22 protein-coding genes are annotated in these 23,889 nt (G+C 45.5%); 3 read left to right on the top strand and 19 right to left on the bottom strand.

Annotated features, from left to right (window positions below; genetic code table 11):
- Positions 1–102 precede the first annotated feature (102 nt).
- The 6 genes from DCM90_RS02820 to recX all read right to left on the bottom strand — a co-directional run bounded on the left by DCM90_RS02820 (position 103) and on the right by recX (position 6,416).
- Positions 103–2,133 carry a CDP-glycerol glycerophosphotransferase family protein gene (locus DCM90_RS02820; RefSeq protein ID WP_109249851.1) on the bottom strand — a complete coding sequence of 677 codons (2,031 nt, stop codon included), beginning with the start codon at positions 2,131–2,133 and terminating at the stop codon, positions 103–105.
- Between the two features lie 12 nt (positions 2,134–2,145).
- A complete protein-coding gene (locus DCM90_RS02825) occupies positions 2,146–3,006 on the bottom strand; it encodes a hypothetical protein (protein WP_109249852.1) in 861 nt (286 codons plus the stop codon).
- An 88-nt stretch (positions 3,007–3,094) separates the two neighbouring features.
- Complete coding sequence (tagD, locus tag DCM90_RS02830) at positions 3,095–3,508, bottom strand: glycerol-3-phosphate cytidylyltransferase (protein ID WP_109249853.1); 414 nt, start codon at positions 3,506–3,508, stop codon at positions 3,095–3,097.
- Between the two features lie 120 nt (positions 3,509–3,628).
- Positions 3,629–4,807, bottom strand: coding sequence for an AI-2E family transporter (locus DCM90_RS02835; protein WP_109249854.1), 1,179 nt, complete (start codon positions 4,805–4,807; stop codon positions 3,629–3,631).
- A 140-nt stretch (positions 4,808–4,947) separates the two neighbouring features.
- Entirely contained in the window at positions 4,948–5,499 is a 552-nt protein-coding gene (gene ntdP, locus DCM90_RS02840) for a nucleoside tri-diphosphate phosphatase (protein ID WP_109249855.1), read from the bottom strand.
- Positions 5,500–5,606: 107 nt separating this feature from the next.
- The gene (gene recX / locus DCM90_RS02845) at positions 5,607–6,416 is read right to left on the bottom strand and encodes a recombination regulator RecX (RefSeq protein WP_109249856.1); all 810 of its coding nucleotides are present in this window, start codon (positions 6,414–6,416) and stop codon (positions 5,607–5,609) included.
- A 145-nt stretch (positions 6,417–6,561) separates the two neighbouring features.
- Here recX and DCM90_RS02850 point away from each other — a divergent pair, with 145 nt between their 5' ends.
- Complete coding sequence (locus DCM90_RS02850; RefSeq protein ID WP_109249857.1) at positions 6,562–7,026, top strand: flavodoxin; 465 nt, start codon at positions 6,562–6,564, stop codon at positions 7,024–7,026.
- A gap of 192 nt (positions 7,027–7,218) precedes the next feature.
- On the opposite strand, the gene DCM90_RS02855 is transcribed toward DCM90_RS02850, so the two are convergent.
- On the bottom strand, positions 7,219–8,175 hold the full coding sequence (locus DCM90_RS02855) for a YihY/virulence factor BrkB family protein (RefSeq protein WP_109249858.1): 957 nt from the start codon (positions 8,173–8,175) through the stop codon (positions 7,219–7,221).
- A 24-nt stretch (positions 8,176–8,199) separates the two neighbouring features.
- Positions 8,200–9,318, bottom strand: coding sequence for a non-hydrolyzing UDP-N-acetylglucosamine 2-epimerase (wecB, locus tag DCM90_RS02860; RefSeq protein ID WP_109249859.1), 1,119 nt, complete (start codon positions 9,316–9,318; stop codon positions 8,200–8,202).
- 136 nt (positions 9,319–9,454) lie between these two features.
- Between wecB and DCM90_RS02865 the strand changes: the two genes are divergently transcribed.
- Positions 9,455–10,690, top strand: a complete 1,236-nt coding sequence (locus tag DCM90_RS02865) for an aminopeptidase (protein ID WP_109249860.1) — start codon at positions 9,455–9,457, stop codon at positions 10,688–10,690.
- A 90-nt stretch (positions 10,691–10,780) separates the two neighbouring features.
- Entirely contained in the window at positions 10,781–11,722 is a 942-nt protein-coding gene (locus DCM90_RS02870) for a glycosyltransferase family 2 protein (RefSeq protein ID WP_109249861.1), read from the top strand.
- 60 nt (positions 11,723–11,782) lie between these two features.
- On the opposite strand, the gene DCM90_RS02875 is transcribed toward DCM90_RS02870, so the two are convergent.
- The 11 genes from DCM90_RS02875 to asp1 all read right to left on the bottom strand — a co-directional run bounded on the left by DCM90_RS02875 (position 11,783) and on the right by asp1 (position 23,884).
- Positions 11,783–13,138: a gluconate:H+ symporter gene (locus tag DCM90_RS02875; RefSeq protein WP_109249862.1), complete on the bottom strand. Its 1,356-nt coding sequence runs from the start codon at positions 13,136–13,138 to the stop codon at positions 11,783–11,785.
- A gap of 263 nt (positions 13,139–13,401) precedes the next feature.
- Positions 13,402–14,409, bottom strand: a complete 1,008-nt coding sequence (locus DCM90_RS02880; protein ID WP_109249863.1) for a glycosyltransferase — start codon at positions 14,407–14,409, stop codon at positions 13,402–13,404.
- Positions 14,390–15,310 (bottom strand): hypothetical protein, encoded by a 921-nt coding sequence (locus DCM90_RS02885; RefSeq protein WP_109249864.1) that lies wholly within the window; start codon positions 15,308–15,310, stop codon positions 14,390–14,392. Before DCM90_RS02885 ends, DCM90_RS02880 begins: the two co-directional genes overlap by 20 nt.
- Before the next feature lie 9 nt (positions 15,311–15,319).
- The gene (locus DCM90_RS02890; RefSeq protein ID WP_165815184.1) at positions 15,320–16,042 is read right to left on the bottom strand and encodes a hypothetical protein; all 723 of its coding nucleotides are present in this window, start codon (positions 16,040–16,042) and stop codon (positions 15,320–15,322) included.
- 2 nt (positions 16,043–16,044) lie between these two features.
- Entirely contained in the window at positions 16,045–16,896 is an 852-nt protein-coding gene (locus DCM90_RS02895) for a hypothetical protein (protein WP_109249866.1), read from the bottom strand.
- Positions 16,897–16,905: 9 nt separating this feature from the next.
- Positions 16,906–17,646, bottom strand: a complete 741-nt coding sequence (locus DCM90_RS02900; RefSeq protein ID WP_109249867.1) for a hypothetical protein — start codon at positions 17,644–17,646, stop codon at positions 16,906–16,908.
- Positions 17,633–18,505, bottom strand: a complete 873-nt coding sequence (locus DCM90_RS02905) for a hypothetical protein (protein ID WP_109249868.1) — start codon at positions 18,503–18,505, stop codon at positions 17,633–17,635. Before DCM90_RS02905 ends, DCM90_RS02900 begins: the two co-directional genes overlap by 14 nt.
- Positions 18,495–19,937: a glycosyltransferase gene (locus DCM90_RS02910; protein ID WP_109249869.1), complete on the bottom strand. Its 1,443-nt coding sequence runs from the start codon at positions 19,935–19,937 to the stop codon at positions 18,495–18,497. Before DCM90_RS02910 ends, DCM90_RS02905 begins: the two co-directional genes overlap by 11 nt.
- Complete coding sequence (asp3, locus tag DCM90_RS02915; protein ID WP_109249870.1) at positions 19,934–20,722, bottom strand: accessory Sec system protein Asp3; 789 nt, start codon at positions 20,720–20,722, stop codon at positions 19,934–19,936. The genes DCM90_RS02910 and asp3 overlap by 4 nt, the downstream gene beginning before the upstream one ends.
- A gap of 14 nt (positions 20,723–20,736) precedes the next feature.
- Positions 20,737–22,305 (bottom strand): accessory Sec system protein Asp2, encoded by a 1,569-nt coding sequence (gene asp2 / locus DCM90_RS02920; protein WP_109249871.1) that lies wholly within the window; start codon positions 22,303–22,305, stop codon positions 20,737–20,739.
- A complete protein-coding gene (gene asp1, locus DCM90_RS02925) occupies positions 22,295–23,884 on the bottom strand; it encodes an accessory Sec system protein Asp1 (RefSeq protein ID WP_109249872.1) in 1,590 nt (529 codons plus the stop codon). Before asp1 ends, asp2 begins: the two co-directional genes overlap by 11 nt.
- Between the last annotated feature and the right edge of the window lie 5 nt (positions 23,885–23,889).

Consider the following 23,889-nt stretch of genomic DNA (forward strand, 5'->3'; position numbering starts at 1 on the left):
GTCATCGCAAGGGTTAGGGACATCAACCGTTTAGGATAACCTTAGTGTGGTTACGTTATTCCTCAAGATCTACCGAGTGACTTCTTCACCCTCCGATAATTCCTAATTATTTTGCTGAATCTGTGCCACCACATAGTTAATTATTTTTAATGAACTCAAACCATCATCAATGGCACAAAACCGGTTGTAGAAGTTCATAAACTTGGCGTTTTCGCTCATATCAGGAGTTTTCAGGGCCGCCGTTACATCCTGCCAGAGTTGCCCTTCATCTTGGGCAATCTGACCGGGTAAATCCCGTTCGTAATTAAGGTAGAAGCCGCGTAGTTCATCCTTATACATATGGTAATCGTACGGATAGAATACGATGGGCCGCTTTAGGTAAGCGTAGTCAAAGAACACCGACGAATAATCTGTAATTAAGGTATCGGAAACCAGGTAAAGGTCTGAGATATTAGGATGACTGCTAAAGTCGTAGACAAAGTCAGAGTAGTCGCTGATATCCAACGCATTGGAAATTAAATAGTGCATCCGCAAGATCAATACGGTATCTTCACCAAACTTGGTCTTGAAGTCATCAAGGCTGAACGGCAATTCGAAGGTATACTTCCCCTTTTCCGCAAACTGATTATCCCGGTACGTTGGTGCATACAGCACCACCTTTTTATCGAGGGGCAGCCCAAGTTGCTGCTTCAAAGCCGTAATATCATCCGGAGTACTATTAATTAATTCATCATTTCTGGGATACCCAACCTTTAGGATCTGATTGTTAAATCCAAAGGCCGATCGGAAAATCTGGGTTGAATAGTCGTTAGGTGAAACTAACGCATCCCACCGATTGGCCTCTTTAACAAAGTTAGCGTGGTATTTTTTGGTCGTCGTTCCTGGCATAGAGACGTTCTCAATGTCCAACCCAAGCTTTTTCAGCGGGGTACCGTGCCACGTTTGGATGTAGGTCACATAACTGGGTTTACGGACCCACGCTGGGAACCGGGCGTTACTAATCCAGAACTGGGCCTTTTGAAGCGTCCGTACCCACTTGCTAGTTCGCCGAACGACAAACGGAATGTGCTGGTCCCGACAGAACCGCTTTAAATCCCGGTCGTTGTCAATGGACCAAACGAAGTGGAATCCCGGATACAGTTGAGTAAACAACTGATAGATGGCGTACGGTGAATCACTAACCTGTCGGCCGCCAAAGCTTTCAAAAATAATGGTGGTTTGATCAAACGGCCGGTGCCCCCGCTTAAATAACCGGCGCATCCGTTGCAGGTTCACCTTATCCATGAGGATTGAAATAAGGTGAAAGGCCGCCGTCGTTTTCTCTGGCACCGTTGCAATTTTTTGCCCGACCGTTGGGGCAGCCGTTTCAATAACTCGTAATCCGTTATTAAAGCTCTTCTCCAAGAGGATTAACCGATGATTGGGCGCATAAGCCTGGGTAACGTGGCCTTCTAAGGCCCCCACTAACACAAGCCGCTGTTCGATCTGGTCCCCCTCATGGGTGGAACGGATAAAGAGCTCTTCGGTGGTGTCACTCGGCAGATCAGTCAGAGGGATTTCTACCATAAATAGTCCCTGGAGTGCCCGTTTCGTAATCGGATATTCCAAAATTGACTCATTCGCCCGGTTTTTTAACACAATGCTTTGTGACTCAATTGGCCGACTATTGATTTGGTTATGCCCCGTAATCTGGAGCCGATCCGGAAATAAATTAATTGAGTTAACCGAAAACTCATTCTGCGGCTGCTCAACGTGCAGATCAAATAGGGCCCGGCCATTCGCATCACTACTAAATTGATACCAGCTCGTTAATGACAGCTGGTGCCGGTCGCTTAAGTACTCACTCTCCACTTGAATGACGCCCCGAGTCTCATGACTAATGAGGTTTAAGTAAAGTTCCCAGCTAAACTGACTTTGATCAAAATCGGCAAACGCAAAGTCATTGGCATCTAACAGAACGTGCATTATGTTACCGTTTGTGACGTTCTCAACGGGAACCGTTAAACTTGCCCGGGACTCCTTTTCAAAAAACGTCACCGCTAAATCATCGTAAGGACCAGGAACGTCAATTAATTCAAATTCGAGTTCTTGTTTTCCTTGTTTGGGATGTAATCCAGATAAAATTGCTCGCAAATTGTCCGCTCCTTAATAATTAAATATCAAATGATTTTGCAACAGTGGCGCTAACTGAGCGTTATCGTCGAGATTAATAAACCATCGGGTGTTGGGGTCGTTAAATTGTTGCAAGACTAATTCATCAAAGGCGTAGAGGTCCGCATACCGTTTATACGTCACATAATCAACGACTTCAAAATAATCTTCGCTCATTGTCATTAACGTTGTGTCCGATGCATGATCCGAATCCGCCTGGCTAAAACTTGTCTCATCTTGAAGGGTCCGTGGCACAATATTGGCTGTTTCAGCAACGTTCACTGCCAACTTCACGTTCCGCTCATGCCGAACGAACCGGTACACGGCCTCTTCGTTAACGTTGAGAAGATAGCTTTCAGCCAGCGTTTCTTCCTCGTCGAATTTTTGGATCCCAATGACACGGCCGGATTCATCGTAAGTATTCGTCTGACAAATATGGTCGTGATCAAATTGATTAAGTTCGAGGGGATCATTATCCTGGCTCAAGACTAATTCCGCTACAATATGACCATGGTCGTTTAAGTACCGCAGGACGGTGTGCCCGTCATCCGTCACAACTTCACGTTCCGTAAGCCCAGAAAAGTTGATATCATGACGTTCGTCTTCTGAGAGTGGAATTCCGTGGGAATCTCTAAAAAGTTCAGGGAGGGTCACGAGGTTAACGCCATGGGAATTGGGGAGTCCCTTCATCAGACGATTAAAAATCCCTTTGACGATCCAATACTTATTAAAGTCCATCATCGCTAACATGACCGTTACCTGAACTTCACGTTCCAACAGGTTCGTTAGTTGCTTGCGAAAGGTGGCCTTTCGAACGCCATTCAACGACGTCATAAGAAATACGGCTTGCTTCATTCTAAGTTCCTCCTGATTAATGCACGTTAAAAAGAAGAAAGAACCCAAAGTACACGACTGAGGATTCTTTCTAGGGAACTAGCCCTAACTATTCTTCTTTCCAATCATCGTCGTTTGACAACCCAAGATCCTGTTTGATTTTGGTGGTTGAAATCCCTTCGGTCCGGGGAAGGTAGATAACCTCACAGTAATCCTTTAAGAAATCGAACTTTCCCTTCCAGTCATCGCCCATGACAAAGACATCAATGTCATTATCTTGAACATCCTGAATCTTTTGGTCCCATCCCCGTTCAGGAATGACTTCATCAACATATTTAATCGCTTCAAGAATGTATTTCCGGTCTTCATATGAGGTGTAGGCGCGCTTGCCTTTTTCGGCGTTAAACTCGTCCGTTGAAACACATACCGTCAAATGATCGCCGAGCTCGCGGGCCCGCTGCAACAATCGAATGTGACCCTTATGGATCAAATCAAAGGTGCCATACGTGATTACTTTTTTCATAAAAATCTCCTGTTTATTTAAATTCGCAACGTTTAATTTGGCGGCGGGGACCCTACCCCAACCGCTAACCTCTTAAATAGTAGCATACTGGTGCTATTCGTCAATGTGAATTAACGAACGTTAATCATTTCTTGACGAATTATCCGATCCCGCAGCTGCCGTCTTCGGATGAATCAATTGGTCCGCCTTCGCCTGTTTTTGCTGAGCTTGCTGGACCTCATATATATTATATCCGTACTGAACAACCGTTTTAACAACAGCATAGAGTGGAATGGCTAAAATCATTCCGGCCAAACCCGCAATATTTCCGGCCGCCAGTAATAACACAATGATGGTTAGGGGATGAATTTGAAGGGAGCGCCCGATAATATTAGGGTAAATCAAATTACCATCAACCTGTTGCACAATGACGACCACCACAATCACTTCAATGATCATTGTGGTTCCAGACGTCATTGCAACTAATAAGGAGGGCGCAATTCCTAGGTACGGACCCACGTAGGGGATAATATTACAGACCCCGGCAAATACGCCGAGGAGCAACGCATACTTTTGCCCGATCAACATGTAGCCGATGGCAGTAAAGGTCCCTACGAATAAGCATTCAATCACCTGGCCACCAATATAGTGCGAGATCGTTTCACTCATTTTATTCAACAACTCAATAATTTGATTCTGTCGGGCTGACGGCATAAATTTCCGGAGTGACGGCTCAAATTTTGGCCCATCTTTCAACATGTAGAACAGCATTACAGGTACCGTCACTGCAATCACCGTTACACTAGTGATTGTTGAGACCACTGATCCGATTCCCGTACTAACCCCATTGAGCATGGAATCAGCGTACTTTGAAAGGTAATTTTGGGTTCGATTTATGTATTTTGATACATCAACGTGTTGAAGTAACCGACTATGGGACCATTTTTCAACCAGGGTCTGGGTCTCCCGGGTAAAGTTGGGGACACTGCTAATTAAGTTAGAAATCTGGTTAATCAGCCGGGGGACCAACCAGGTCACACCATAGGCTAAAACACCAAACAACAACACGAAAACAATGGCCACCGCCCACGTCCGACTAATCGAAAACTTTCCGAGTTTAACCTTAGTGAGGAGTTGGACAACGGGGTTCAGCATATAGAAGAGCACGCCCGAAATGAGAATGGGAACAAAAATCGTTGATAAAAAAATACCGATTGGCGAGAAGAGAAAACTAATTTTAGTACAGCACCAGATTAACGCCGCAATAATTAGGAGTTCTAACGACCAAAACATGAGTCCTGAATTTTTTAACTGCTCCATGGACTTCCTCCTTATTTTTTAAGCCTATTAATATTTAATATTATACCCTTTTTCGGGGTTCAGTAAGAAAACGAGCTTAAACAAAACGGTTGTTTTGCTCAAGCTCGTTTTAGTGGAAGGCAACGTCACGATCGCAGCTCCTATTGAGATCGACGTGACAGTTCAAGGTACCGATTATACCAGAGGTCAACGTACTCCTCTGAAAACGGTCCCTTATGATTATTGATCCAGTCAACCAGAACCAAAACGTTCGACTTTAAAATCTGGTCAGTCTCTGACCCGTAATGCCACCGTTGACTAAAATCTTCGTATTCATCCACATCTAACAGTCGTTTTTCACCATCCGGAAAGACTTTAACGTCCAAATCATAATCAATGTACTTTAAAGCTTCCTTATCCAAGACGTAGGGGGATGCCAAGTTACAGTAGTAGGAAACCCCATTATCACGAATCATGGCGACGATATTGAACCAATACTGCTTGTGGAAATACACGATCGCAGGCTCACGGGTAACCCACCGCCGGCCATCATCCTCTGTGACTAGCGTATGGTCGTTACACCCAATTAGCGTGTTCTCGCTGGTTTTGAGTACCATGGTATCGCGCCAAGTTCGATGCAGGCTGCCGTCATGCTTGTAGCTCTTGATCGTAATGAAGTCGCCTTCCTTAGGTCCCTTAGCTTCGCGTACCATATCATAACCCTACTTTCTAAAGTAACGGGTAGTATAAACTTTTTTCATTAATATTATACCAGATTCTTCAACTCGTGGGCGGGCATTTTTTGCTCCATCCTTACCGCTTAATCGTCCGCTTGCAACGTTTCTTCGTGATCTTCAAACCAATAGTTAATGGCATCAATGGCATACCCCTTCCGGTAGAGCGCCTGACGCGTTTTTTGTTTACGCTCGCTTGGCTTTCTTCCCCGGAAACGGTGCCATAAACGCTCTGCATCGTGATCCAACAGCTGGGCCTGTTTTTCTTCATCGGGAACTAATTCAAGTTCGGTAAAAACCGCTTCGATTTCATCATGACCAAATCCCCGACTCATGAGGGCCTGCGTAATTTTAGGTTTCTGCATCGAGAAAGGCTTATTTTGGTAACGTTTGGTCAGCTTTTTGGCGGTTGCCAACGCATTTTCAATCTGTTCAGTCACTGAAAATTCTTCGAGGGCATCGTCAATGAGGTTTTCCCCCACCCCCTTATGCCGCAGGTTCTGCCGGATGACGCGGGGACCCTTATCAGAAGTCAGCTTCATCGTTCGAACGTAGCTGCCCGCATACTTTGCGTCATCAATGAGATTCAAATCCCGGAGTTTCCGCAGCGTTTGTTCACGAACATCTTCAGGGATGTCTAACGCAACCAGCTTATCAATGACTTCTTTTTCCGTCCGCAGTTGGTTAGCTAAGTAATCCAGCGCCCGGTTAAACGCCCGAGAAACATCGTCAGCGTGAATAAGCTGTTTTTTCAGTTTGGGTGTCACATCCATACCCTTAAATACCCGAAACTCGATTAAAACGGCTTCACTGACTGGAAAGGCATAAGCCCCGTCCACATAAATATTATACCGGCCCTGATGTTTTTGAGCCTCAATCATGGTAATTTGTGACATTTTTGGCGTCCCCTTTCATTAAATCATCTACTAATTGCCCACTTACATCAAGCGATCACCGACTTTTTTGAATTTGTTCGGTTGAACTTCCAATCCCCTGTTATAATAAACGTATTCATAAGTTTAAAGGATGGGATGAGAAAAAATGATGACCGCACACGTAGTCTTTGCTACGATTACCGGTAACAATGAAGATGTCGCTGATATCGTAACCGAACAGTTTGAAACCCTTGGCGTGAAAGTTCAGGAGAGCGAAATTTCACAAATGGATGCAGCTGATCTATTGAAATCCGATATTCTGGTCGTGTGTGCCTATACTTATGACGAAGGCTCACTTCCAGAAGAAGGAATGGATTTTTATGACGACCTTCAGGACCTCGATTTAACCGGTCACGTCTACGGTGTAGCCGGTTCAGGTGACACTTATTACGGTAAGTATTATAACACCACGGTGGACCGCTTTGATGAAGCGTTCAAAAAAACCGGAGCCAAAAAGGGCGCCGATGACGTTAAAATCAATCTTGAGCCCGGCGAAAAAGATATTCAAGCATTGGATGACTTTGTTAGTCAGTTAGTTCGATCCGAAAAAAAGCAGCGGGAACTCAACTAAATAACAGCATGAGGCAGGAACATAAGACGTTTAGATCATGCGAAATAATGCCCGGGGCCAGGTTCGATTATATCTTGATCGGATTTGGCCCCGGGCTTTATTTGGTTGTGGTCTGCCTTATGTTTCGGACCATGTGTTGCAAGAATCGTATTTTTAGCGAAGCGGACCTAATGCCCCAGCCTCGAACTATTATTATTTATGCTTTTTTTGTCGTTTGATCTTTCTGTTCGCCCGGTGCTGGATTCGATTGATTTGACGTCGTGATGCATGAAGCCAGTATAATCCCGCTTGTTCTTCAATTGCCCCCTCAATCATTTCTTGAAGGGTAGCATTAATCACCCCGCCAAACATCAGAATCACACCTGAAAAATCCAGCCACAGCATAATCACGATAAATGTCCCAATTGTTTTATAGCTATCAATATTCTGCGCAAAGTATTTAACGTACAGGGTAAATAATTGCGACAATAGCAGCCACCCAGTAGTCGCAATTAGAGCGCCAGCCCAGACAAACTTCCAGCGAACCTTAGCGGAAGGCACAAAGTAGTAAAGAACCAGCAGGAGTAAAAATAGCATAGTAAACGTTAACGGCCACTTTACGGAGGAGATGAACTCAACTGGTTGAGCCGATAAATGAAACAGCGGCGTAATTTTTTCCATAATTAATTGTCCAAAACTAAAGAATAAAACGGCAATAATCATAATAATGATTAGGGCCGACATCCAAATAAACGAAATGACCCGGTTCCAGATGGCGTTTTGGTTAGGTGCCACTCCGTAAGCCCGGTTAACGGTCCGTTGAAACGCCGCAACGGCCCGACTAGCGGACCACAACGTGACAATCAGTCCGATCGAGAAGGCCCCCCCGCTACCACGGGTTAAGAACGATCGGACAATTGGCTCTAACGTTTGAAAAATAGTGCTTGGTACCATGGGTTCAATGTAATCTAACACATGGTTAGCATTAATGTTTAATAGGGGTAATAAATTACCGATAAACAGTAACGCCGGAAAAATCGAGAGTAAAAGATAGTAGGCTAACACAACGGCTGAATCCGAAACCTGTGCCATGGTGTAGTGTTTTACGACCAGTCCGACAAAGTCCTTGAATTGCTGCCAGGCCCCCTCCTTCACCGTCTTTTCACTCATCCTTGTTTCCTCCTTTGCCTATTCTTACTTCTGAAAGGCCGCCCAAATCGCCTTTAGGATTCGTTCTGAAGCGTGCCCGTCGCCGTACGGATTTTCCGCATCGGCCATTTGTTGATAAGCGACTGGGTCCGTCAACAGTACTTCCATCGCCTGAATAACGTCCTCCCGCTTAGTCCCCACCAACTTCAAGGTCCCAGCGTCAACCCCCTCGGGCCGTTCCGTCTCCGTTCGCAGAACTAAAACTGGTTTACCTAATGATGGGGCCTCTTCCTGAACCCCGCCGGAATCCGTCATAATGAAGTAGCTTCGGGCTGCCAGATTATGAAAATCAACCACGTCTAAGGGTTCAATTAAGTGGATGCGGTCGTCATTGCCTAACACTTCTTCTGCAGTTTGCTGCACCACCGGGCTTAAATGTACGGGGTACACAACTTCAACGTCTGAATGCCGATCAACGACATCCCGAATGGCTTGAAAGACCTCCCGCATGGGGGCGCCTTGATTTTCCCGTCTGTGCATGGTCAGCAGAATTAACCGCCGTGCTGGGTTAACCTGATCTAACACCTCATGGTGATAATCTGGCCGCACCGTTTCCTTTAAAGCGTCAATGGCCGTATTACCAGTCACAAAAATATGGTGGTCATCATGGGATTCCCGCCGTAAGTTTTGGCGTGATAACTCCGTGGGGGCAAAGTAGAGATCGGACAAAACATCCGTTAATTGGCGGTTCATTTCTTCTGGGTAAGGCGACCACTTGTCCCACGTTCTTAGCCCCGCTTCAACATGCCCTAACATCGTATGGTGATAAAAAGCGGCTACACTGGCGGCAAACGTCGTCGTCGTATCCCCATGGACCAGGATAATATCCGGATCAGACTCGTTCAAAACTGGTTCTAATCCCGTTAAGACCCGTGTCGTAATCCCATTTAGGGACTGATTAGGCCGCATAATATTTAAATCAAAATCTGGGGTAATGTGGAAGATCTCTAACACCTGATCCAACATTTCTCTGTGCTGGGCCGTCACGGTGGTAATCGCCTGAAATTGTTCAGGATGCCGTTTCATTTCTAATATGATTGGCGCCATTTTAATTGCTTCCGGTCGGGTTCCAAAAACGGTCATCACCTTAATTGGCTTTTGCATTATGATCCTCCTAACGCAAACTCAAATTCAACGTTTTAATACTGCTTTTCAAAATTAATGTAATCTGTTTTATTATACCAGACGAGGCTAGCTATGATAGACTGAACGTAGATTTAATGCGAAGGATGTGAATAAGATGAACGACTCAAATTTTGAACGTGACCTCAAAAAATACGCCTACCTGATTGTCGAAACGGGGGCCAACGTTCAACCAGGTCAAACTGTCGTGGTAGCAATTGCTGTTGACCAACAACCTCTAGCTCATCTGATTATGGAAGCTGCGTATGAACGTGGTGCCAATGAAGTGATCATTGACTGGAAGGATGATCTAACCACTAAAAATTATTTATTACATACCACCGAAAAAAGCTTAGCAACTGCTCCCCGTTACTTGGAGGTTCAGGCCAAGGACCGGGCGGCTGACCGGGTCACCCGAATTTCCGTCGTTTCTTCTGCACCCGATGCCTACGCTGAAGTTGCAGCCGACCGAATTTCGGCTTATCAGGCCGCCCGGGGACGTGCCCTCGCCCCCGTTAGAAAGGCGACCCAAAATAACGATTTGAGCTGGGTTGTGGTGGCAGCGGCCGGTCGAAAGTGGGCCCAGGAAGTCTTCTCGGATCTAACGGATCAAGCTGCTGTCTCCGCCCTTTGGCAAGAAATCTTTAAAACCACCCGAATTGACCAACCCGATCCCGAAGCTGCTTGGGATCAGCACGTCAAAGCACTCGGATTGAAGGCGGATTGGTTAAATCATCAGCAGTTCGATGCCCTCCACTACGTTGCTCCCCACACTGACTTAACGGTCGGATTACCCCAACACCACCTCTGGGAAGCAGCGGGCAGCTACGACGCAGCCCACCACTTCTTTATTCCTAATATGCCCACCGAAGAGGTTTTTACTGCACCAGATCGCTTGCGGGTTAACGGAACGGTTCGCTCTACCCGGCCCTTAAGCTATGCTGGTACCCTAATCAACCAACTGCAGTTAACCTTTAAGAACGGTAAAATCGTTGAAGCTACGGCAGCCGAGGGTGAACATGTCTTACAGCAGTTAATTGAAACGGATGCCGGGTCCCAATACTTGGGCGAAGCCGCCCTGGTTCCAGACAATTCACCAATTTCACAGTCTGGAATTGTCTTTTTGAACACCCTATTTGATGAAAACGCCGCCGATCACTTGGCGATTGGCGCAGCCTACCCCACGAATATCCGAAACGGCAGTACCTTCACCGATTCCGAATTATTAAATGCCGGTTTGAATATCTCCCAGGTTCACGTTGATTTTATGATTGGGTCATCAAAAATGGCCGTTGACGGGCTAGATAAAAAGGGACAGGTAACCCCCATTATGCGCAACGGGAATTGGGTCTAGGTCGCTCTATTTGATATGCTACCCACGAATACGCTATACTTTTACTAGATTATGGCGATTATTTAGACCGCCTGAGGGAGGAAGATTTTGATGCAGAAACTGAGTTTAATCGTTCCCTGCTATAACGAAGAAGAATCCATCATGCTATTCTTCGACACGGTCACTAAGGTGATTGACGGGATGAACACCCCACAAAAAACGGTTGAACCCGAATACATCTTTGTTAATGACGGTTCAAGTGATAATACTTTAACCATCATGAAAAAATTGCAGGCGGAACACCCCGACACTGTCCATTACGTTTCCTTTTCCCGTAATTTTGGCAAGGAAGCGGGGCTTGATGCCGGCTTAAATGCCAGTACGGGTGATCTTATTGCGGTCATGGACGTTGACCTACAGGATCCACCGGAACTCCTGCCTGAAATGGTTGAGCTAATTAATAATGAAGGTTACGATTGTGTGGGGACCATTCAACATGACCGTGCAGGCCAAGGCTGGTTTCGCGCTTGGGCTTCCTCCACTTTCTATAAGATAATTAATAAAATTTCCGATGTTCGCATTGAACCAAATGCCAGGGACTACCGGTTAATGACCCGCCAAATGGTTAACGCCGTTCTATCCATGAGCGAATATAATCGATTCTCAAAGGGAATTTTTAGCTGGGTCGGGTTTAAGACAACCTACTTGACCTATGAAAGCAAGCCTAGAGCGGCGGGAACCACCCACTGGTCATTACGCGAACTTCTGAGTTATTCTCTAACCGGGATCATGGATTTCTCCGATGTACCCCTAAAAATCGCCACCTTTGTGGGCGGGATTTCTTTTTTTCTCTCCCTCATCGGAATTGTCTTCATCATTATCCGCAAGTTAACCGTCGGAGGCAGCGTGGCTGGGTGGGCCTCCCTCGTGACAATCATTCTCCTCGTTGGCGGAATTCAACTTTTCTGTCTCGGAATTGTCGGACAATACCTTGGCAAAATTTACTTAGAAACGAAGCACCGGCCCCTATACATTGTGAAGGACGAAAAATAAATTTCACTCCACAAAAAAACTCCTACGTTAACCACGTAGGAGTTTTTCTAATTCAGCTAATTAATTGATAATCGTGTTCATCAGAAGCACCATTAGCAACCCGACCACTGAAATAATGGTTTCAAGTGAGGTCCAAATGGCAAACGTCTGCTTAACCGTAATATCAAAGTATTCTTGGAACATCCAGAACCCAGCATCATTAACGTGAGATGCGGCTAACGAACCAGCTCCGATAGCTAACGCAATCATAACTGGATCAGCATGTAAGGATGTCATCAATGGGAACACAATTCCGGCTGCCGTCATTCCGGCAACGGTTGCGGAACCCAAGGAAACACGTAAGATAACAGCCACTAACCAGGCCAAGATGATTGGTGATAGGCTAGTGTGCATCATTAATTGTTGAACGGCTTTACCAACCCCACCATCAATTAAGACTTGTTTGAAGGCAGAACCACCAGCAATAACCAACAGCAACATTGCGATTGACTTAACGGCATCAGTAATGGTTCCTTCAATTTCCTTCATTGTCCGGCCACGGTGAAGACCCATAGACCACATTGCGAAGAGCATTGAAATCACCATTGCAATAACAGGATTCCCGAAGAACGATACCCAAGCATCAACACCAGTTGGGTTCTTAATGGTCCGCCCGCCGTTCACAATTAGTGAGTAAATCGTGGCAACTGCCATGAAGACAACTGGGAATAAACTTGTTAACAGTGATAAACCAAAGCTAGGTGTATCCTTGATATCAAACTGTTTCATTTCACCAAAGGCAGGCAATGACTTCTTCACAACGAAGACGTCTGGCATAAAGTGGCGAATGACACGCGTCCAAATTGGCCCGGCTACGATGATACATGGGATCGCAACCACAATCCCGACTAACAGAACTTCACCAATGTTAGCACCTAAGGCCGTTGCAACGGCCGTTGGAGCTGGTTGTGGTGGTAAAAATCCTTGAGCGGCGGATAAGGCTGCGGCCATTGGAATCCCTAAGTACATGAACGGAACATCGGCTTCCAGTGCTACGGCAAAGACAATTGGCGTAACAATAACTAATCCGACTTCGAAGAGTAAGGAAATCCCAATGATAAAGGATGCGACAACAACGGCAAGTTGGAGACGCTTCTTACCAAACTTATCAATTAAAGTCCGGGCGATCCGGTATGAACCACCGGCATCTGCAACTAATCGACCAATCATTGCCCCAAAACCGAAGACAATAATTAACTCACCCATCGAACTTCCAATACCAGTCTTCAACGCATCCGCAATTTTTGCCGGATTCATTCCCAAACCAAGGGCAACTAGAATTGAAGTCACGATAAGGGAGACGAAGGTATCTACGTGGAATCTAATAATTAGAACCAGTAAAAGTAAAATACCTAGAATAAGTACTAAAAATGGCATGAACTTTTCTCTCTTTCCTATAGTGACGTTTGCAATAGTGAACGTTTCTTAAATATTAGAAAACGGTTTCCAAATTTTTTAAAAAGCGTTTTCCTGCCTGCTCCAATATTGTATGAAAAATTTTTACAACAATCAAGCATTTATATGAAATAAATTTACATTTTTCAAACGTGGACACCATGTCAAGACCTCGACAGGTCTTTATTAAGATAAGATGATTCAAATAATAAACTAAAACTTATTTAACCGGCAAAAACGGTTTACTATTTTGTGATAGTAAGCGGATTCAAGGTTAAAATTTGTTCCATATTTAAAAGCAATCGCCGGGTAAAGTAACCTCGTCTTAGTAGACGGCCAAATTTTTGTACCTGCAATTGACAGCGAGACATCTCACTATCACTAACAGATGAAATCAAGCCGTCAATTTCGCTAATCGAGGACAACGCATACCCCAGGTAATTATCCTGAACTAGCTGAGCGATAGCGGCCTCTTTCCACACAATGACGGGCATCCCAAGGGCAAGGTACATCGCCACTTTATAGGGATTATTATAACGAGTGTAAGCCCCAAAATCGTCCCCTGTATCCCAGGCCAGCCCGAACCCGTTCGGCAGCGTTTCCTCTAACAAACTGGCACCTAAAGCCCCATGGTATTCCACGTTCATTGCGGGCTGTTGACCATTGTTCAGTCCAAACGCAATGAGCGGGGTTTGTTGATTCCACGTGCTCAACAGGTTGGACTTAACAAATGAACCCGCTATTACTACTTCCCGCTGAACTGGTTCCGTCTTAAAGGCCGTATCCGTCAGGTAATCCCAGCAGTCTTGCACCACAATTGGCGTGGTTACGCCATCCATTTTCATTTGCTGACGCATATTTACCGTAGGAGCAATAATTCCTGCTACTAAATTTAAGTGGCGGATTTCATCAAAACCGGGGTTAATCCCATGTCGCAATCGTTCGTAGTCGTGTACCATTAACACCACTTGAACTCCCCGGTACACAAGGTGTTCAGCAAATGATACCTCAAATTGGTTTCCGTTATACGAGGGGTACTGGTAAACCACTAAGTCTCCGGCCCGTATGCTTCCCGTCATTCCCTCAATTCTAGCGCCCAGTTCCGCCATGGTTTCTCTAGACCGGTCGTACCGGTGAACGTCTAAGTAACGATATCCCGCCGCGTTGTGGGCAATCCGGGCAAAATCAGCTTTGGCCTTCGTTGTGGCATCTAATGAGGTGCCCTCTATAATTCTAGTAACCCACTTCGTCATCACCGCTCTCCTTCCTTACCAGCCAGCCGCCTTGTATACAAATTAACGGTTTTTGTGTCACTAACCGTCCGTGAATCAGGCGATCTGAAAATCCCTCGTAGATCACTTCATTGAAGGCAGCCAGTGTTATTTTATCTGGCGTTAGGCGATTCAAAAGCGCACTACTTAATTCAAGCAAAATGGCTCGATCACCGATCAAGACCGTTCTCAGAAGTTTCTGGACACGTTGCCCATTGCCAAGTGTCCCAATCTCTAATTGATCGTCTAAGTAAATTCGATTGGCTTTAACATGAGGAAAGGGATCCATTAACAACGTATAGTTTGAGTCAACAATGGCTAGTCGGTTTACTTCTGGATGGGCAAATAGTTCCCAGTAAAGGGATAACCAACCTAACCGGGTATCTAAGTCAGCGTCAAACTTGATTCCCGATAGGCCAAGATCAGACATAGACCTCATAAGCGGAGATTCTGATCCTCCGCCAAGTTGAATAACCAAGTCTACCCGTTCTTTAGTTAATGCATTGCCAAGGTTCATCTGAATGGGTTCGGGAGCTAGTACTTGGTTACGAATTGAATCCGTAGTTACCCTGTATTCATAGGTATCCTTCCCGTTCACCTGTCGCATCATTACCCGATTGCCATAACCCTTAGGTTTCTCGAACCGTTCGACAACGGTCCCCTCTAAGTTTAGTAGTTCAATAATTTGTTGCGTCTCATTAAATCGCCAACACCGACTGGCTGGCCAAAATTTCATATTGGACTCACTGCTGAGTTCACCGTTTTCCAGGAATTCAATTGCTAGCACTCCTCCGTTTTTTCCCATTTTAACCCGTTGAATTCCATTAGCCATAAAAATCCACTCGTGGCCCTTTAGCTGCCGATAAATTCCCTGACTATCCATTTCAACCTCCTACTGAAGTTTAAACCAGGCATTGGTCTCATGTTGGTTAAACGACATGATTGACGTTACTAAGCGCCCGTGCCCCAACCGCTGAGTAAAGTACCGATACAAAACGTAGTTAAAAAGACTGAGATCCGTTAAATTATTAATTTGATCCGCTGTCATGGTCCGCTTTAACGTAATTAATCCGCTAAGTAGTTCTAAGACAATGCCGCGTTCACCCGCAATCACTGCTGGATTCAGCGTTTGCAGACGTGAATTATGCACAATAAATGAATTCACTTCGGGGATTGTCTGGGTCAACAACTGCAAATCTTCTAGTTCATTTAGTTCATCTGCGACATACAGACAATCGGCATCCATCTCTGGAAACGGATTTTGATTTAGCGTAACCGTTGCTGCATCGACCATGGCTACCCGTTCAACTTCTGGATGCCGGTGCAGCATCCAATAGGCCCACGTCCACTTATCCGAGGTAGGCTGGGAACCATCATCCTTGCTTTCACACTGGTATAAGCCCGGCCATTGACTTTGAATCTTAACATTTGTCCGAAGGTACAGGGGCAACGTCCAGCGTGTCACCGAATCAGCTAACCGGGAGCCAGTACGCTGAATTTGTTCGTCCTGTTCTGACGACTTCGATAGGGCCTCACTGAGTATAATTTCTCGCTGTACCGCTGCATGCGGGATAAAACTAACGGGTGCCTGCTGTAACTTAAAAATTGATTCCAATGTCATCGTGGCAATTTCCCCCCTTTGTTGACAACCTGCGTTCGATTCATAAATTGTTCCTGAATGACGTTGCGCAGTTCTCCTAGCGCAGTCTGCGGAGTACCCGCTAATTGATCAACCCGGCTGCGAAATAAAACTTCTCCCGATAGTTCCATTAACATTGAACGACTCCCGATTAACCCCTGCAAGTGCTTATCGGACGCTTCCACCAGTCCCAGCTTTACCTTGGGTGAACTCATTAACTCATACGTTGTTAAGGCTATTTCATGGGTTATAATCCCCACCCGGTTGACATAACTATGTTCGGACAGCCACCAATAAATAGTTTGCCAATAGTCGAAGTTTGCTGTATTGGCTTGGACCGGTACGATGGTTATCCCATCTTGTTCCGGCTGATCTGCCCAGGTTGAAATAGTCTCAGCTTGTGATGACTGTTCTACCCGAATCAGAATCGCAGCTTGTGATTCCATTGTAACGGCTGGAGGGGACGCCAAAATAGGGGCAGGTGCCCATCGATCGTTAATGGTTCGTTCCATCACTGTGGAACTATAAAATTTATCCTTGCTGGTTGTATCCATAAGTATTAGTGATTGATCTTCCCACACCGGTGGCTGGTACACAGCTTGAACTTGCTGATTCGCATCTAAAAAATTGATTAATTGGCGTTCATTATCCCAAGTCCAGGCCTTCAAGTTGGGTAAAAAGCCCATTTTAGAGGGGTAGCTTAGATACCCCTCTTCCTGAAACTCAATGGCTAATATGCCGACCCCTCCCATAATGACATTCTGATGACCGTTTTTAGAGAATTTCCACCAGTGACCCTGTACAGTATCAAAAAAAGCGTTGCGATTCATGTGTACCCCCTACTTATGTTTAAACCAGGATCGTGAATCCGATCGGTTAAAAAAGAAAATGGTTGAAACTTGGCGGCCATGCCGCAATCGCGTCGGAAAATAACGATAGGCTACGTAGTTGACCATTCCCATTTCATACGCCCGTAATTCAGAGCCGTCATTAACTAAATGCTGATAGATCTGCTCCACCACTAAGTTAGCCATTAGTCCCAAAAACTCTAAAACTTCGGCTCGGTAACCACCAATCACTCCGGGGTTTAAAAGTTGAACGTGCTGATTAGCTCGAAGAAATTGATTAACCTGATCTGGCATGGTCCCCTGAAAAACAATGTCGATGGCGAGATCAGTAAATTCATCACCCAGGTAAAGTCGGCCTGGTTTCATTTGACCAAACGGATTATTTAACATTTCAACATCGCCTAAATCCGTTAAAACCACTTCCGTAATCTCAGCATGGGCCGCCAAAAACCGATAAGCCATTATCCAGCGCAAGAAGTATAGGGACACATTCTGAAAGACTTCGAGCCCGTTAACCTGAGTCAGGACTAAGTCGGGAGTGTTATAGGTAAGATCATCGTTCGTTAAAACGTACACCGGTACACCAAAGGGCTTAGTTGACTCAACTAACCGACTAGCTTTTGGAAGCACCGAATCCGACGTTAAGACGGTTCCACCCCGCTGAGTATCCGTTTTTCCTGAGATAAATTCCGTTAAAATAAGTCGGTTTGGCGCCCGTTTAACTCCTGCCATTCTCCCCCTCCGTTTCAATAAGAATTTTAGTCATGGGCTGGTGTGCTTTTAGAAGCTGGTCCGCCAACTTCTGTGGGAGCGCAACATGCTGAACGTACGGTAACCGATTGTCAAGAATCGCCTTTAAATTGCCCCGAACCTCGCCCTGTTCATCCAGTGGCGATTCGATCAGTGCTAAAGTATTATCCGACTGGGTTTGGGATAGGGCCGTTAACTCAAGGCCAAGATACGAAATAACAGCTGCGTCATCCGCTTGAATAATTTCACCCACCTTAGCAGCTAAAAAAGCTCCTGTACTATCGTAGCGCTCCAAAATTCGGTGGGAGGCTGGATCCTCAACAGTAATGAGGTTCATCTGCCCGTTATAAAAGTAGTAAGTCAAAACCACAACTTGATCATCGTTATAGAATTGAATTCGTTGGACATGATTATCGTCATAGTCAATCCGGCTAAAGAGCTTGCCGTCAAACGCATACTCCTCAATAAAATCCCGGGTTCCATCCAAATTCAGGTAGGTAATATTATTTACTAACCGGCGAGTATTCGGGTACAATCGGACGGTTCCAATAGGGTACCCATCATGAATTAAGTTAATTTGACCGGACTTTGCCATAAAAATTTCAGCACCCGCAACGGTTGGAATCTGATCAAAAAAGAGGAATTGGTCGGGATTATAAGTTCGGTTTGTCACGTAATCAACCACGTTAACAACGTTAATTTGTTCCTGAATCTGCTTCTGCAAAAGGCCCGGATCCGGTGCGAGCGTTAACAATGTCCCGTTTATTCGCTGTAACCGCGCTTTTTGGGCCGTCCAATCTGTAGTATCAGGATGCAGCACATTTAGAACCTCATAGTTCATGAATTAAACGCCTCCATTTTTCTGCGATAACGTGATCCTGATAGTCCGTGACGGACTCAACAACTTGTCGTTGCAAAGCCGGGTAATCCTGAACGGCCACTAGCTGTTCAATTCCTAACGTCAATTGTTCAACGTTAAAGGCCTCATCATCCCGCTTAAAGGGTCGTAAAAAGCCGTTTACCCCGTCGTGAACCAGTTCAATGGCCCCAAATCGGGCATTAAACGTAATCACTGGCAGGGCAGCACTCATTGCCTCAATGTATGTCAACCCAAACCCCTCAGAATAAGAGGCTGAAATAAAGGCGTCGTAGTGCGGGTATTCGGCTTCTGGCTGTTTGGTTAGCCCCTTCAGTTCAATGTATTCCCGGGCGTCCTCCCGCTGAATCAAATCGTTTAACTTTGATCGGGTTTCTCCCTGACCAAAGATATCCAACGTAACAGCATGCCCCGCCCGATGTAACTTGACTACCGCTTGAACGATTAAATCAATATGTTTTTCCGTGGCTAACCGAGATATCGTCACTAACTTAACTGGGTGCATCAAGGTATGCGTCTCAATAGCGTCCACGTGATCATTAACCCCACCAACCGGAATGGTAACAATCTTATCCGCTTCGGTTGGAAAATCTTGCAGCAGGTCCTGACGCTGCATCTCAGTTGCAACCACTAACCGATCAATCTGATTTAAATGGGTGAGCACATATTCATAGTAGTTATTCCATAGTGGCGCACTCAAAACATTGCGGTCCGATAGATGATCGGCATGTACGACATCAACCTTATGCCAATCGGCCACTGGATCGTCAAAAAGTGCGACTTCATTATCCTCGCCTCGGTCAACGATAAACGTGTTCTGTCCCCCGTAAAGTCGGTTCAGTTGGTGAAAGAAATACCGCTTCAGTAAAACCATATTCTGAAAGTATAGGTGCTGATCGTTAGCTTGATGGTAAAGGTGGATATTTGTAATCTGACTCTCTGTTCCAACAACCCTCTTTCGGTACGAAACCATTAACTGACCGGTCCAAATATTAAACAGTTCAACTCGGTCAGTACTGACCAAGAGGGTTTCGGGCTTGTCAGGATTAGGCTTTTTAACGTAGAATTCCCGGATTCGCAGGCCTGAAGTCGTTCGAGCCTCGGACATCCGGTTTGTTTTTGTCTGGTCAACCAGCATCCGAAATTCAGCGGTACTACGCCGCGTCAAACCCGATACCGCATAGTCCTCCCCCAAAACGAAGTATTCCCACATGTTGATGACTTGGTCATCCTTGATCTGCCAAACATCCATGGCTTCATGCAAATTCTTAATCAATTCTACAAAGATGAATCGGTATGGCAGATTCGCCTGATCAAACCGTTTGGCTCGGTAAAATTGCGCGTGTTCTACCCCGGAATTTCCCACACCCATTGCTTGGTTTACAAAAAAATTCAATTCGTATTGCTCCCTTCAGGTGAAGATTGGTTAAAAAATCTAAAGTGCCGTTCAAATTCAACGAGTCCCCTGTGAACCCGGTCTGAGGTGCCAAAGGTTTGAATCTGAATTGGCGTTTTTGCCTTAACCCCCGTCTGTCGCAGCAATTGGATTATCTCAACAACATCCGTCGCTTCTAATCCAGGATTAGATAAGATGAGGAGGACATTATTTTTGTTCGGCAATAACGGACAAGTTGTCGTTTCCATCGACTGGGCTAAAATCGTAATCGTCCACGCTGTCGTGGTTGGCTGCTTGGCTAATAGGACTTGATTACCACTGGAAAGGCGTAAATGGCGAATATCAGCAACGTTGGGAGCCTGATGAATTACTAACCATAGTCCCCGAAAGATCATCCGTTGATTATTAAGATTCACTAGTTCGATTCGGTAGGAAGCTGCTGATGCCGGATAATCAAATTGACCCTTTAACTCCACATAGTTCTCCTGTTGAATGAGGATGTCGTCCTGGTCAAAAAATGTGACCTGCATGTGAACGGACCCAACCGGCTTAGCCTCGATATCTAATTGATATCCGTAGGTGGTTCCCGGCGTTAAAAGGGGTAATTCCGCAGATGCCCGGTCATAAAAGAAGTTTAACTTTGACCTCCACGTATGAATAACCGACCCTGGTGATTGACGAGGATTCAGATAAAGCACTTGGTTATCCTTCATTTTCAGCTGTGTCCCAAATGGATAGGTCGTTCCCGTATTCAATCCCCAGTGTACTAAATATGCGCTTGTCATCCTCTGCCTCCTAATTAATCAAAATGCCGGTTAAAGTACTGTGTTAAAACACGCTGATACTGTGAAATGAACCATTTGACCACCTCGTTGGTTTGGTCGTTGTGCCGGCCAATTAATCCCTTATGGATAACCGGCGCACCCGGAAAGTTTTGAATCAAATAGTCATTTAGGACTTGAAATGCATTTTGATCATAATCATCATCCTTCATGTAGACGATATCAAACTGGGTCCTCGAAAAATCTCCCGTTTTAAACTTACGCCAGAAGATTTGATTTGCCCGTTGAATATCCTCATCAGTCGTTCCCCCCGTCCAACTCAACAGCATATCCAACGAAACATCGAAGTCATCCGGGCGCTTAATTCTGGAGTTCGCAGCAATGGTTCCCAAATGAATTAGAGGTTTTCCAACAATGACGGCAATTGGTTTGAGATCGGCTGCATAGTACAGGGCAGCGAACGATCCCATGGAAAGACCAGATAAGATTAAATCGTGCGGGTCAAACTTAAGCTCCGCTAACCGTTCATGGATATACTTAGGAATACTAGCTTCTAGCTCCTTGCTACCCACGTAAAAGTCGCCTCCCACAAGTCGTGGGTCATTAATCAGTACATATGGCGCCTCTAAGCGACTCATCATAAATTGGCCTTCAAATCCCTCATTGGGCCGATATCCCGAAAAATAAACGTTTAGGGGTGGTTGGCGGTCCCCAGCATTAAAGTAGAAAATAAGTTCTTGGTTGAGATGCCGATCTAAAATCTGATTTTCACCGCCAATCATCATAAAACCATGCTGACCATGGGACCGGCGCAAATGGACGGGGCCAATGGTAATATCACCGGTTCCTCGGCCAAATACACTTAGTGAAACATTCGTATTCTCAGTGATAGGTGGCAACACGGTAGTTTGATGCAGCTGATCCCCCTTAATTACCAGAGTTTGATGGTGATTGCTCTGGGTGGCATCTAAGTGAATGTGATACTCGATCTCAGTTTGATCATCGCTAACATCGCATTCGGGCATTAACTCCCACTGCGCCGGAACTTGGGCTTCAAAAAGCCGACTAGTAAAACTACCTAACCACTGAAGTTTCGTATCTGACACCCCGTGAAAAATTAATTGAGTGGCTCCCCGTTGTTCAATCTCGGTCACTAATTCAGCTGCATATTGAAAATCACGGGTGTGAAATAAGAACCCCGCCTGCCCCTGAAAAAAATTGAGGTTAAGTTCTCTAGCAAGCTCCGCTGGAACTTGAAAGGAAAGGTAACGAACATTTTGCAGCCTCAACAAGGCCCGATCGGACTCATTCACGGCTACTCGATCATCTATTACCACACTATTAGCGGGAAACTTCGCCACTAATTCTAATTGGTTAACCACTTTGGAATCAGCGGGAATTAAAAACCGAGCCTGATCATATTGTGAATTTAATTTGCCACCTAAAAAAAGGCCGGCCTCATTTTCTGTTTCGGATAAAACCTCCTGATCAGAAAAGTACACGACGGTTTGATCTTCTGGCAGCCAGTCGGCCAGGTGAAGGGGTTGACCACCTAGTTGAATTAAAATTGGATTGCTAATCGCCATTTAAGCTTTCCTCCCAAAATGCCAGTATTTGGTCACTCGTAAACGTTGGTATAAGCTGGACATTAGCCACTAGGGCTTCATTCCAGACGTTTAACTGACTGATATACATAGCAATCGACTCCTTAAGTTGGCTTTCCGTTTGAACGAGCCGTCCGTTTTGCCCCGGTTGTAAGTAGGGAGTTTTTACTCGATTCAGCTGGGGGACCCCGGCACTAATGGCCGCCACCTGAAGATATGTCACCGGCGATTCACTTAGATCGATGAGCAGCCGGGCTTGCCCCATTTCGGATTGAGCCCGACTTTTCGTTAACTTCGGCTCCAAGTGAAACTTAGCCAACTCAGCATATAAGGGCCCCAATTGGTCCTGCCACAGTTTCTCATCCGTTTCAGATAGGGTTTCCTGAATTGCCATGGCCGTATGATAGAGATCCGGCCACTGATCTGAATTGAATAAGACATTCGTCAATTCGGCCGTTTCAAACCAATCGGCTATGGGGTAATTCTGACGGATACGGGAGATGATCAGCTTGGCTAGCTGTTGGGTTTGCTGATCACTGCAGTTCACGACCGTCAGCTGCCCCTGAAACTGATGAATGCTTAAATCCATTGTGTCAAATTGCCAGGCCAGTTCAGTACTTTCTAGCTGTCCCACCGACCAAATAATTTTCTGAGTGGCCGATGCAGCACTGTTGCCTAACCTCAGGTCTGTGGCATACGGGTACCCAATTCGAGCCCTTTCACTCACTGACTGCCCAAACCTATCGCGGAGCTGGATAATCTCCTGGTTGCCCGCTACAAAAATTTGATGGGCGCCCATAAATAATGCGGCCATGGTCGGATCCTGTACTTGGTTAGCTGTCACTAGCAGGTTTACAGGTACCAAGCGTTGTAAATCAACTAGCACTGCCGCATTTTGCTGACTCGGATTAGCTATAAAGTGAACGACGGCTTTTCTAGCCTTAAGTTTCGTCACATGCCGGATCATCACTTCCGTTAAAACGGCCTCTAAATCTGGATAGTTTCCCCGTTCAAACCGTGATTTTGCAATGGGCTGAACTAAAAGCTGCCTCTGATTCCCCTCTAAGACAACATGTCCATATTCATCAAACCATTTTTGGGTGAGAACCTTTTCTTGCTGATCCAACATCCTCTCAACCAGTATAAAACCACGTTCATCGTAATCCTGAACCTGCTTTAATCCACCGTTCCAATTCGTTTCTACCCGGGTAACAAGCCCCATTTCATTAACAAAAATTTGTTTCACTAATTCATCGTCGACCATAACGTCCGCACCGCTAATCGTTTGGATGAGTTCAGCTTGATGCGGAAGCGGTACATCTGATAAACCAAGGCCCCGTCCCTCAGTGATTTTAATCCCTAATGCGTGATCTAAAACATCCCACGTTGGAAACCCCAGCAGATCATTTCGGTTCAAGAACAGCCGCAAATCAGATTGATGATGAACCGTTAATAGCTGAACTTCACGTTCGTTATCGCGCATTAAACGTGCCAAACTAATCATGGCCTCATTTGGGGCGTAGTCAGGCTGCGTGTGTTCTCCAGGAACCAACACTAACATTTCTA

This window comes from Levilactobacillus bambusae (assembly GCF_003124125.1).
Classification (GTDB): Bacteria; Bacillota; Bacilli; order Lactobacillales; family Lactobacillaceae; genus Levilactobacillus; species Levilactobacillus bambusae.